This window comes from Microcoleus sp. B4-C2 (assembly GCF_036705265.1).
Lineage (GTDB): Bacteria > Cyanobacteriota > Cyanobacteriia > Cyanobacteriales > Microcoleaceae > Microcoleus.
The window spans coordinates 14,733-27,933 of the sequence record NZ_JAUBUB010000039.1 but is presented as its reverse complement, the minus strand read 5'-3'; the positions used below and the strand labels follow the sequence as shown (position 1 = coordinate 27,933).

The window sequence follows — 13,201 nt, the reverse complement described above, 5'->3', positions numbered from 1 at the left end:
CGAAAATTTGTGAGAGCGATCGGCCTGGGGCCTTCACCCCAGGCGCTGAAAATCGTACTATTTTAGATTTTAGATTTTAGATTTTAGATTTTAGATTTTAGATTTTAGATTTGGGAATGGCTTATCAGATAAGGGTTGGGAGCTTAGCTAGAGTTGCATTGTTTTTGGGAACTGGTATAACCATACTTTAAACAGTTTTTGATTACCAACCGTAAAATCAGGGTTGCAAGGATCTGCGGCAATCGAACTACCAACTGACATCTTGCACCATTTTCAATAAGCTTTTTATGGCCGGGCAGAATGCCCAACCCCTAATCCCCACAAGAAATTGCACTTGTTGTGGAACAGGCCGGACAGCCTGTTAAGCGAGAATAATCCAAGATGTGATCTACGAAAATTCAGGGTTTCAGATTACGAACTAAAAACAGTCCGGGCTATTGGTATAAAACCCCGCAGTATTTAAACAATATCTATTTAACGAACCACGAAGGCGGGTTCGGCGAAGCCGTTCCCCTAGGGTATAGCACGAAGAAAGATGGAGAAGTAGATAGCTAATGTTAGGGGTTCGCAATTCTGGTAACGCAGATGCGGATGCTCCAAAACGCGCGGGCTAATGCTAAACTTTCCATCGGGCGTGCTGAACAGACGATCGTACATTTGATGAAAAAAATTAAGGTAATGCTGAAAAACCGCTACTTGACTGCTGCGAGTTCGATCGCCCTTCTCACAATTATTGCCGGATGCGCCGCTACTGAATCAGCTCAACTTGCATCTCCCTCTCCTGTAGCTGAATCCTCCCCGCCACCAGTTAAACCAAGTCAGCCTCAGCAGCCATTAATAGTCTCTGCTACCAATCCCGAAACCCCCACAAATACCAAAATCCAGCAATATCTCAACGAGTTGGCCGCCCAAGGTTTTGCCAAAGAAAACCAAGGCGTCTGGATGCAATCTGGCAATACTTTGCTAGCCAATCATCAAGGTACCGTTCCTCTGTCAGCCGCTTCTATTACCAAAGTAGCAACATCTCTCGTAGCGCTGCAACAATTCGGGCCGGAACATCAATTTATTACCTTAATTGGTACAACTGGAAAAATTGAAAACGGCGTATTAAAAGGCGATTTAATTATACAGGGAAACGCCGATCCGTTGTTTGTCTGGGAAGAGGCGATCGCCCTTGGTAACGCCTTAAATCAAAAAGGTATCAAGCGAGTCAGTGGCAATTTGATAATTGTCGATAAGTTTTACATGAACTTTGAACTTGATCCCCAAAAATCGGGAGAATTGCTCAAACAAGGATTGAACAGTCAAATCTGGCCCAGCGAAGCCGCCGCCCAGTATCAAACCCTGCCTCCCAATACGCCGAAACCCCAAATAGCAATTGAGGGTACTGTAAAAGTTTTGTCAGCACCTCCCAATGACGTGCAGCCTTTAGTCAAACATTATTCTTTGCCCCTCGCTGAACTGATCAAAAAAATGAATCAGTACAGCAACAATCTCATGGCAGATATGCTAGCTGATACTGTCGGTGGCGCTAAAACAGTCGCGCAAAAAGCAGCAGCAGCAACCGGAGTTCCGCCTGCAGAAATTCAACTTGTCAACGGTTCGGGATTGAGCGAAGAAAATCTCATTTCTCCCCGGGCTGCTTGCGCGTTGTTTATAGCTTTAGAACGCTATCTTGAACCTTACAGCATGACAGTTGCTGATGTCTTAACTGTAGTTGGGAAAGATGAAGGAATACTATCAGAACGGCCGCTACCCCAATTAGCAGTGGTCAAGTCTGGCACGTTGGATAATGTTAGCGCTTTGGGCGGAGCTTTGCCAACTCAAAAACAAGAAACTGTGTGGTTTGTGATTATGAATGGAGGGGCAAATGTCGAGACATTTCGCACTCAGCAAGAGGTTTTGCTGAAAAGCTTTTTGAATGAGTGGGGAAGTGTTCAAGTTTCGCCGCCGGAATTAACCCCAAATCCTGCTAGAAAGAGTAAGGTATCTCGCAGCGAAATTGTCAATTGATTTGAGGCTTACGCATGGGCACCCAGAAACCGGGTTTTTTTACAAAAATACTTGGTTGCAGCGCGCAAATTCGGCAAAAAACCCGGTTTCTTTAGTTTGTAGGGTGCGTCAGCACAGAAATTTTAAATTTTTAGCTAAAATAATGCAAGCTGATTCACCCTAGGAGTACCAACTAATTTAATTAGGGGTTTTTGCCCTAGCGACTACTATGCCGATCGCACTTTCGACTCTGCTAATATATCTCTGCAAGTCGTAAGCAACTGTCACCTCCCCAGCCGGCGAAGCGTGAATTAAACCCATATTGCCGTCAGCATTGCGGTAGACTAAACCGGTGTGGGTGACATCCAATCCTTTAACATCCGTCGCTACCGCTACAATATCCCCCGGTTTTAACTGAGAATAAACTCTTTTTATCCGATTTGTCGGGATGTAATTAACAGTAGTTTTGGCTAAGTCTGTTTCTTGGCTGACTATGCACTGATAAGTCGCTTCGTCTTTGAGCATTTGCGGGTAACTGCTGCGGTGCTGACTCATGAAATTTAGTGTTTTATTCATGGGCACGCCGCCTAATTCAGCGGTAATATTTTCCACAGTTTGCCGTTTTTGATTGTCGTTAATCCAGTCGGAAAAATAGTGCAATCTGCTGCAATAACCGTTCATTTTACCGTTTAAATACCGCTGTTCTTCTATGCGATTTACAAAATTTTGATAGTTGTAATCTTGTACTGCTACGCCCCTGGCGATCGCCAAAACGGTTTCTACAAATAAAACGCAATCAAATTTATTCAAAGTTACGATCAACTTTTCTTCGCCGGATTTGTCCAGCAACCCAGCGGCGTAGGGCTTCCCTAGGAAGTTATCGGCGATCGCCTGGACGATTTCTCCCATCGAGCGATCGTGCAAATTTTGTTGTTTTGCATACTGTACAACCTGTTCAAAACGTGCTATGTCTTCAGGCTGTGCAACGGTTTCTCTCTCGGTATTATTGGAGTCCGATCGTCTCGCCAGCACTTTCAGCAATTCGGAATAGGAAATTTCCGCTAAATTGTTGAAGTCCCACAACATACTCGGAAAACTGGAAACAGTTTGCTTGTTTGTTATCTCCAGATTTTCGCTTTCTCCCGTCAAGGAAAACGCTAGATACGCGCCCTGTGCTGCTGTTTGTCGCTCAACAACATATCCGGTAGCAGATTGAGACTGAAATGCCCAAACATCAGGTATCAAAGAATTATTCACGCCGACGATCCCAAATCCCAAAACAGCCAGACTCCAAAAATTTCTCATGTTTTTCAAAGGATTTTGCTTCAACTCAGTGCTATCCTGAAAATTTTACAATTACTAGAAGTCTCAATCAGCCTAGTAGACCGATAAAATTGGCAACAGCGGACTAGATCGATACACTTGTCATTTAGATGCCGCCCTATTATAAACTGATCATGCGAGTTTGATAGCACAAAACTGTAATGCAAGTAGAACGCCGACGCCGCCCACGCCCAATTCAACCTCGACGCCCAATCGATCCGCGAGGCCCAATCGGGCCGCGACGCCAAAGCAGCCAGCCTCCTGTCCAATCCCGTCGTCGAGTCAGGACGAAATTTTCTGGCTTAAAATACCGTAACATCCTGTGCTTAATTGCCGGGGCGATCGCGATCGGTTGGATTGTCACAATACCGTTCAGAATTCGCCGTGCCCCAGAACCGCCAGTCATCTTGGCTCAACAGGCCATCTCGCCTCAAGAAACACTCTCGCCTCCGACAATTGAACCATCGGAAAATTTAGCCGATCGTCAAAGCGAGCCTACCTTTAGCTACAACATCAAAACACCTCCCAATCCAGTTTACTCTCAAGAATTGCAAGGGATTGTTGATGAAGCTGTGAAGATTGCAACCAGCAAAGGACTGCCTGCTGAACGGCTATCAATTAGCTTATTTGATGTCAGCAATTCCACAGCTCACACCTTTGCCGGATATCAAAATCAAACTCTCCGATTTCCCGCTAGCGTTGCCAAGTTATTTTGGATGGCAGCGTTTTACTCAGCCATAGAAAAAGGCATCATTACGCAAAGAGAATCTGCATTTAAAAACGACCTCGAACAAATGATTCGCGTCTCCAACAACGATGCGGCCAGCAGGCTTTTAGATAAAATCACAGATACAAAATCCGGCGGACGGCTCGCAGGAGAAGAGTTGCAAAGCTGGCTGAAAAAGCGCACTCAAATTAACACATTTTTCCAGTCAGCAGGCTACAATGATCTTCGTATAAGCACCAAAAATTATCCCATATACTATTTAAGACAAGAAGGGCCAATCGGTCGCGACTTGCAATTGCGGGGCGATCCTTCCCAGCCGATTCGCAATCAAGTAACTACCGACCAAGCTGCCAGATTAATATATGAAATCTATACTAGGCAAGCCGTTTCCAGCGTCGCCAGCCGTAAAATGGCTTACTTGCTAACGAGAGACTTAGACCCCAAGGCATGGAAAAATGACCCTAGCAATTCGATAAAAGGATTTCTCGGCGAATCTTTACCAACTAATATTTATTTTGGTTCCAAAGTAGGCTATACTTCCAAATCCCGCAGCGAAGCGGCATTTGTTAGAACTTTAGACGATCGCGCGATTTATATCTTAGTTGTTTTCGCAGACGATCCTGCTTATTCCAAGGACGAAACAACATTTCCGGCAATTTCCCGATACGTTTTCGATCGGCTAAATGCTCGTGGCCCCAGCACTTTGCAGTGATATGGAGTAGGGCCGGTTGAGTGTTGACTGTTGACTCGATTTTATAGCAACCGGCAAGACAGTTAGGACGTTGTTAATGGCTGAAACGATTGATTTTATTGCTTCTTCCTTCTTCCTTCTTCCGACTTCCATCGGACTTCTGCTATACAATTCCGGCGCAGTCAGAAGTGATATTACGCACAAACAACGGTTTCTGCGAAAAATGGGCAATGGCCACCAAAAAAACCAATTTCTTGACCACAAATCTAGGATTTTAGGTAAAACCCGCAGGAATAAACCCGGTTTCTGATATCCTATGATATTATTTCCGCTCGATTACCCCTAATACGGTAGGGGCGGGTTCACGAAAAATATCTGCCAACAATTGACAATCTCAAAAACCCGCCCTTTTAATCGCTCGTCGCCCTTGGTCAGAATAGAAACAATGAGTTCAACAATTGATTGACCGGACACAATTTAACTGGGGCGAAAGGATTCGAACCTCTGAATGGCGGGACCAAAACCCGCTGCCTTACCACTTGGCGACGCCCCAACGTCTTAACCTTCACTATCTTAGCATTCAAACACCGCAATCTGTCAAGCATTTTGACAAGAAAATTTTAAAAATCTTTTTGAGACCGATCGCCCGCAGGTTTATTCTTTGATCGCACGGGGGCGAGCTACCGGGATTTCAATCCTGAAATCTGCTCCCTGTCCTGGTTTCGAGATACAGTTCAAGCTTCCTCCGTGTTTTTCCACCACTATCTGGTAGCTGATAGACAAGCCGAGCCCCGTACCCTTGCCTACAGGTTTAGTGGTAAAGAAAGGGTCAAACAAGTGGCATTTAGCTTTTTCGGGCAATCCGGGCCCGCTGTCTTGAATCCGAATCACCACAACTTGACCCCTCGACTTTCCTGACTCATCAGCCTCCGAGTCTGGGTTCACCACCGCCGTCGAGATTTTGATCGTCTTGGGTGGAGGCTGATTTTCCAAAGAGTCGATCGCATTCGCCAAAATATTCATAAATACTTGGTTGAGCTGTCCGGGATAGCACTCTACCTTCGGCAAGTCGCCGTAGTCTTTAATTACCTCAATTCCCGGCACTAGCCCGTTTGACTTCAAGCGACTCTGCAAAATCAGCAGCGTGCTGTCAATCCCTTCGTGAATGTCCACCGGCTTCATCTCTGCTTCGTCGTGCCGCGCGAAGTTCCGCAGAGACAGGACAATTTGGCGGATGCGTTCAGTTCCCATCTCTATTGAAGACAGAATTTTCAGCAAATCCGGCACTATGAACTCAACATCGATTTCTTCGTTTTTGTCGAGAATTTCGGGGCAAGGCTCGGGGTAATGCTTTTGATACAAGTGCAGCAAATCCAGCAGATTTTTCATGTACTGCTTGCAATAAGTCAAGTTGCCGTAAATAAAATTAACCGGATTGTTAATTTCATGGGCGACGCCGGCGACCATTTGACCGAGAGAGGACATTTTTTCGTTTTGGATGAGCTGAGCTTCTTTCTGCTGCAACTGCTGCAAAGTTTCCGTCAGTTGGCGGGCTTGAGTTTGGGCGGCTAAGGCGGCAGCGCGGGTTTGGGCGTAGAGTTCGGCTTGGTCGATCGCGATCGCCAGTTGATCCACCACCGCTTGCAGCAATTCCACTTCGCTCGTCGCCCAGGAACGGTGGCTGCTGTAATGGTTGCAAACTACAGCACCCATTTGACCGGAGCGAGTCTTGAGCGGCAGCAGCAGGTTAGAAACAATCCCGATACTTCTCAAAAAAGCTCGCGTGGGCGGTTCGATGCACAGTGCTGTGGCAGCGTCGCCGATCCGAAGCGTTTGGCGGTGGCTAATTTTCTCGGCCAGCAGCGTTACTTGTTCGATCGGGTATTCTGTGAGCCGCTCTTTGAGTTCGGGATTTGCCGCCTCGTGGGTAATTGCAAAGCTGGGCTGACCGTCTCGCGAGATGGAGTACCACAAAAAGTAGCACTGGTCAACCTGCAACAAGCTGCGAATTTCGTTCACAGCCGTATCTAAAATTTTGTCGAGGTCTAGGGAATTCCGCATCTGGCTGGCGAGGCCGAAGAGCAGGCCTTCCCGGCGGCTCAACAATTCTTCTCGGGCTGCGTGGCGATCGATCGCCACGGCGATGGCGTTAGCAATGCAACCCAGAACTTCTAGCGCTCCCTCGCTTGCCAAAGCGCTACTGCACAGAGCCATCACTCCCACCAGCCGCTCTTCGACAATCAACGGATAGGTAATGGTACACAGAGACGGGTTCGACATTAGACACACAGGAGCCGTTTGGAGTTTTCCCGCTTCTGTTGGCACCCAATCTTCTATTTCTTTTGCCCAATCTTGGCTCCTAAGTCCTGAATTGGCCTGCAATTCTAACCGCTCTGTCTGCTGGTTGAAAGTCCAGATGCTCGCCCCTGTGGCGTCGAGGTACTCTACCATTGCCTCGGTGCAGCGATTGAGGATGACCGATATTTTCCCGCCTTGTCCGAGGGCTGCACCGACTTTAGCTTGCAGGGTTCCCAAGCGAGCTCGCTCTTGTAGGGACGCTGCCGTCAGTTGGCGATCAGATGTGTCGCCCGGGCCGGCAACGATTTCTCGGATTTGTTGGGTATCGTCCGCGCGCCCGATGCCCGCTGAAGCTTCCCACACATATTGAGATGTGCCTGTTTCCCCCAGCGTCGGGAGGTTTTTTGTGCCGTATATTGTCCTGCTACTCTGTGGCGTAGGTACCGCAGACAAGCTCGATCGGTTCGAGCCAGAAACTAACTCCGAGATTTGCGGGCTGTCCGAGGTGATATCTTCTACCTCTGGCAACTGTTTCTGGGCTTTGACTAATTGCCAGCGCAGCTCCACCAAACTCGCAACTTGCCGACTTAAAGCTTGCATAGCTTCTATAGTTTCTTTTGTCAAGTCTCGCGGCACCGAGTCCATGACGGATAGCACTCCCAGCACCTGCCCCTCAGAGCTGACAACTGGGATTCCGGCGTAAAATTTCACGAAGGGGTAGAAAACGATCAGCGGATGATCGCCAAATCTCATATCTGTGGAAGCGTCTCGAACAATGGCGGCAGGCAGTTCTTTAAAAGAATTTATAGGAAGTTCGATCGCAAATTCGGAAGCAACTGGCGGTTGTTGCAGGGAAATTGCCCGGTCAAATTCCGACTTTGAGTTTGAACTCTGGGCGAAATCTTCGGGAGTTGGGTCTAGGGCGCGAGCGCAAAAATTCAGGTAACGTTGGGTCAAAGTTCGATCGATACCTAACTGCGACTTCAACCAGTGGCGATTACCGTCAATCAAGCTCAAGAAAGCAATAGGAGTTCGGCCCATCTGAGCTGCCAAACCGACCAAACTGTCCAAGCAAGCCTCTGGATCAGAGCCAAGAAGCTGATACAAATCAATGTTATGGAGCTTGAACACTTTTTTACCAAGAGGCAAGGGTGCTTTCATCATGTGTAACTGCCCGTCTAGTTGCTGGCAACCGCCCTTCTCAATACTTCCCTTGAAAAACAAGCTATGAATTCTGTGCTGGGAGACTCGGGGCGCAAGTTCGGCGCAGGTTGCTTGCGCCGAATTCAGACTAACCTCTTGACTGATCTGAAAACTTTTGAGTTATCGGAGTTAGAGCACCCCATATCTAAGACTATATAAATTATACTTCCAGTTGACTATGCTTTTTAATACCTCGGACTCTCTAAATCTAAGAGCCTCTGTTGGGAGGAAGCAGCTTTCCAAAATATATGACTATTGCTTACCTAGAATTTTTTTATCAGTTTAATTGTATTTTAACAGACTTCTCTAATCGTGGGTAGCTGGCTTGCTGGTAGATTTAAATCAGGGGTTTGTGCCACAATACCAGTGTCCTTTACCGAGCTGTGCCTTAGCCGGGAGTTCAACTACAGTTAGGAGATGAATTACAAAAAATTGGTAAGATGTTAAACTTTGTAACAATAGTTGTTCAAACTCGACCTTTTAGGGTTTTTGGCCCCGGATGCACATTTTGCAACTGTTGTAATTGCCGATCGACCACTCTCCCAATCCCTTTTTTCGAGTTTGAGGTAAAAAAACAGGGGTAAAGTTTCAACTAACGCTCCAACGGAGTTGACAATTATTGGGTAGAGGCAACTCTCAAAAAATAACTGAACGAAGTATGTTTTGTATTTTCAAGAACTATAAATAAACAGGGAGAAGAATATGTCTGCAAGTAGCAGTCAAGTACCAACTATTTTGGCAGTTGATGATAGCGTCGTGATGCAAGGACTTGTTAAACAGGCCTTAAGCAAAGAGTTTCGAGTTCTCGTAACCGACAATGCAGTGGATGCTTTGTCAACGATTTATCACGAACAAATTTCGGTTTTGTTGCTGGATGTTTCGATGCCTGGTATTGACGGATTGGAACTCTGCCGCACGGTGCGGAGCTTGCCTCAGTTTCAGAATTTGCCGATCGTAATGCTGACAGCGCGAGATGGAGCCTTTGATAAGGTACAGGGGCGTTTGGCGGGAGCAACAGAGTATTTAACTAAGCCGTTTGATGCTGATAAGTTGCGCGAGGTAATTGGTAAGTTTATCAAAATCAAATAATCGGACTTAGGACAAAAATCAGTTTTGAGTAATTAATGAAGTAAAAAGTTGCGATCGCGCTCTCTGATCCTCGACTTCTTTAACAAGTCGAGGGGCGGGGCATTCTGCACTATTTGCGAGGTAAGTCCTAAATTTTTAATTTTGCCAGGAGTAGGGGAGCGATCGCACTGACAGGTAGAACATATTGGGCGGCACCGAGGGCGATCGCCTCCTTGGGCATTCCGAAGACAATGCAGCTAGCCTCGTCTTGGGCGATTGTCAACCCCCCTTGTCTAGCGATCTCCAACATTCCGTCAGCACCATCTCTACCCATTCCTGTCAGCAAAACCCCCGCTGCTGCCCGACTATAAAAATTAGCTACCGACTTAAATGTCACCGTTACAGAAGGGCAGTGTCCCGCAGCATGAGCAGCTTCTGAATAAATAAATCGCCCTTGAGAATCCAATTCTAAATGACGTTTTTCTGGAGGAAAATACACAGTCCCTGCTTGTGGCAATTCCCCAAAAGCAGCTATCTTAACAGGCAGTTTCGATTCATTACCTAGCCAATCAACTAATCCTTGCAAAAAACCTTCACTGATGTGCTGGACACAAATTATAGGCACGGGAAAACTAGCCGGAAGTTTAGAAATAATCGCGTACAGCGCTTGCGGGCCACCTGTCGAAGCCCCTATAGCCAATACTTTAATAGTTGGAGATTTAACATTTTCGTTGGAAAATTTGTAATTAGGAACTGGTGCTTGGTTGAGTTTTACAATTGGATTATTATCTTCAGTAGGTATCTTTTTTGGATGCCGTGTAAATACTTTAACTCCTGAGAGGATTTTAACCTTAGCTATTAATTGATTAGCTAGGCGATCGTAATCAGATACCAACCCACCCATCGGTTTCGGAAAAACATCCAATGCACCAGCCTTTAACACTTGAAATACATTCTGAGTATCATTCGCTTGCACTGAAGCACTAATTACTAAAATTGGTAGCGGATATTTCTTCATTACTTCTTCGGTAAATTCTAACCCGTTCATTGGTGCCATGTTCAAATCCGTACAGATTACTTGGGGCTGAAGTTTGGGAATTAATTCTAGTCCTTCTAATCCGTTGCAAGCAGTTCCTACAACTTGGATGTCTGGCGAGGACTCAAAAATTCGTTTGAGGACGATGGTAACTACTGGAGAATCTTCAACTAACAATAGTTTAATGGGCAACAACATCAGTTTGCTCGGAAATGGGGAATGGGGAATGGGAAATGATAAATTCGGCATCCATGCACGGGGAATTTTTCACTAGACACAGGGCATTGGGCCTTGCTAATTGGTAGTAAATAACAAATAGCTAATAACAAATAGCTAACAACAAATAGCTAATGACTAAACTAACCTTTTTAGTGTCTCTACCAACACATCTTGATTGAAAGTACCTTTAGGAATATAAGCATTGGCACCCGCATCAGCACCTCTTTTTTTATCTTCATCCGATGCCAAAGATGTCACTAAAATTATCGGCAACTCACTGTATTCTTTTTGCTCGCGAATCTTAATAGTCAGGGCCAAACCGTCTAAATTTGGCATTTGTATGTCAGAAATCACAGCATCAAAATCGCGAGTTTTCAATTTATGGAAAGCATCCAATCCGTCTACCGCAGTCACAACTTCGTAACCTGCAGCTTCCAGTATGCGCTTTTCTTGAGTGCGCGTGGCGATCGAATCTTCTGCTAATAGTATAACTTGTTTTCGGCTGGCAGTCTCAAGTTGCGATCGCGCACTCCCAACCCCACGAGACGAAACTTGCTGGCGTACAGATTTTATCAAATCGTGGGGATTGAGTACCATACAAACTTCCCCAGTACCGAGAATTGTGGCACCAGAAACATTTCGCACCCGTTTGAGCAATTGACTTTGAGGTTTCATCACCACATCCTGTTCGTCTATCAAAGCATCTACAAATAATCCCAATCTTTCCTCCCCAACTTTTAAAACAATACAAGGCATTTTTGAAGAACTTGAATTTCGGAAGTAGTTTTTATTCTCCTTCAGATTTTCTCTCCCGGTTTCCTGTCTCAAATACCGATTTTTTTGCCAGAGATTTTTATTATTTAATTCTAGTAAATCTGTCAGATGAGCAACTGACAAAGGCTGACCCTTTGAAAGTATAGTTTCCTTACCTTCTATAGCAAATATCTCAGACTGAGACACCTGTTGTGCCGTGTCTACAAACTCGACTGGCAGAGCATAAGGAATGTCTTCAACTATGACAATTAATACATTTGCTGTAGCTAAAGACGTGCTGATTTGCAGCCTCAAAGTGCATCCTTTTCCTGGTAAAGACTCTACTTGAATACTACCTTTTAGGGCTTCAACATTAGTGCGAACTACATCCAATCCGACCCCGCGCCCCGATACTTCGGTAACAAATTTTTTGGTCGAAAAACCCGGAGTAAAAATTAAAGATTGTACTTGATTTTCGGTCATTTCTGCCAGTTGTTCAAGCGTACAAATATTACGTTTTAGCGCCGTTTGTTTAATGCTCTCTAAATTTAGTCCCCGACCATCATCAGCAACTTCAATAATAATATTGCTAGCCATATTATAGCCTTTAATTCGGAGAGTAGCCACGGGAGGTTTACCTAGTTTTTTCCGCTCCTCAACAGTTTCAATGCCGTGGTCGATCGCATTTCTAATCATGTGCATTAAAGGGTCTTTCATTTCCTCTAAAATGCGTTTATCGGCTGTAGTTTCCCCTCCTTCAATCACTAAGGCAACTTCTTTACCTTCCCGTTTTGCTAAGTCTCGAACAGTTCGAGGAAATAAATTAAAAATAGTAGACAAAGGCAACAGTCTCAGAGTGCGAATTCCTGATTCTAATGCCTCAGCGATTAATTCGAGTCTGGCAGTATCTTCATAAACTCGATTTCTCAAGCAGTTTACTAAAGTTCCGAGACGTTCTAAACGTTCTTCTGTACGTTGATAGTAATCCTGCAATTGGCTAAATTTGCCGTTGGCTTTAATACCGTTTTCATCTATTTGCATCCGATCGACAGTCAAGCTAGTTACAAAATATTCTCGGCTCCACTCTTCCCACAAAGTTGTAATTTTTTCGATCTCTGCAACTCGGTGTCCTAGTCGAGTTTTTGTGACAGTAAGTTCCCCTGCTTGAGTCATTAAATCGTCTAAATTTTGAGTCGCAACGCGAATGGTTTCAATGCGGTAAGATGAGGTAGAGGATGCAGTAACTGCCGACTGCGACGCCGACGCAGGGGCGGAATCAGAAGGTGCAGGCAAGTTTTGAGCTTGCAGTGGAAATTCTGGCTGGGATTGTAGGGGTAAAAAAGAGGAATTCTTCTCTAAGTTAACGACTTCTGAATTTTCAACGTTGGTTTCTGGTTGTTGGGTAGGAGGCTCAGTAAATTGCGGTTCTACCAACGGTTGTTCTGGTACTTGTGAAGATGAGGAATCTACTATTGAGGCGGCCGCCTGTGGCTGTAACTGACTAGAAGCACCCATCATGCTAGCGAGGATGTAAAAAGTATTAATGCCGGAATCTTCGCCGGTAACTGCTTCGTTAACGAGTTGGCGGATGGCGTCTAAACCTTGCGAAAGTCGATCGCTAATATCGGAATTGAGTTGAGTTTCTCCCCGCTTGACAGAACCCAAAATATGCTCCATTTGATGAGCTAAAGATGCTACATTTTTTACGCCTAGCATCCCAGCATCACCTTTAAGAGAATGGGTTTCGCGCAACAATTGTTCTAACTTAGCTAAGTCGCTTGGATGTTGTTCTAAGTACAGCAATCCGTCGTCTAGTTTTTGTAAGTGTTCTTGACTAGCAACTTTAAATACATCTCGAAGTTCTTGATCTTCAATCATCATATATGTTTTT

General features: G+C 45.3%; 7 protein-coding genes and 1 tRNA gene. 3 read left to right on the top strand and 5 right to left on the bottom strand.

The window, feature by feature from the left end; all coding sequences use genetic code 11:
* The first annotated feature begins 678 nt into the window (after window positions 1-678).
* Window positions 679-2,013 (top strand): D-alanyl-D-alanine carboxypeptidase, encoded by a 1,335-nt coding sequence (locus QUB20_RS13610; RefSeq protein ID WP_333246851.1) that lies wholly within the window; start codon window positions 679-681, stop codon window positions 2,011-2,013.
* Window positions 2,014-2,190: 177 nt separating this feature from the next.
* Here the strand turns inward: QUB20_RS13610 and QUB20_RS13605 are convergent, their stop codons facing one another.
* Entirely contained in the window at window positions 2,191-3,297 is a 1,107-nt protein-coding gene (locus tag QUB20_RS13605; RefSeq protein ID WP_333246822.1) for an N-acetylmuramoyl-L-alanine amidase-like domain-containing protein, read from the bottom strand.
* A gap of 179 nt (window positions 3,298-3,476) precedes the next feature.
* On the opposite strand from QUB20_RS13605, the gene QUB20_RS13600 reads away from it, so the two are divergent.
* Complete coding sequence (locus QUB20_RS13600) at window positions 3,477-4,754, top strand: serine hydrolase (protein WP_333246820.1); 1,278 nt, start codon at window positions 3,477-3,479, stop codon at window positions 4,752-4,754.
* Window positions 4,755-5,214: 460 nt separating this feature from the next.
* Here the strand turns inward: QUB20_RS13600 and QUB20_RS13595 are convergent.
* Window positions 5,215-5,286, bottom strand: a tRNA-Gln gene (locus tag QUB20_RS13595).
* A gap of 101 nt (window positions 5,287-5,387) precedes the next feature.
* Entirely contained in the window at window positions 5,388-8,195 is a 2,808-nt protein-coding gene (locus QUB20_RS13590; protein ID WP_333246818.1) for a GAF domain-containing protein, read from the bottom strand.
* Between the two features lie 741 nt (window positions 8,196-8,936).
* Between QUB20_RS13590 and QUB20_RS13585 the strand changes: the two genes are divergently transcribed.
* Window positions 8,937-9,323, top strand: coding sequence for a response regulator (locus QUB20_RS13585; protein ID WP_015175702.1), 387 nt, complete (start codon window positions 8,937-8,939; stop codon window positions 9,321-9,323).
* 127 nt (window positions 9,324-9,450) lie between these two features.
* Here the strand turns inward: QUB20_RS13585 and cheB are convergent, their stop codons facing one another.
* Complete coding sequence (gene cheB / locus QUB20_RS13580; protein ID WP_333246849.1) at window positions 9,451-10,536, bottom strand: chemotaxis-specific protein-glutamate methyltransferase CheB; 1,086 nt, start codon at window positions 10,534-10,536, stop codon at window positions 9,451-9,453.
* Between the two features lie 156 nt (window positions 10,537-10,692).
* The gene (locus QUB20_RS13575) at window positions 10,693-13,191 is read right to left on the bottom strand and encodes a hybrid sensor histidine kinase/response regulator (RefSeq protein WP_445299398.1); all 2,499 of its coding nucleotides are present in this window, start codon (window positions 13,189-13,191) and stop codon (window positions 10,693-10,695) included.
* Between the last annotated feature and the right edge of the window lie 10 nt (window positions 13,192-13,201).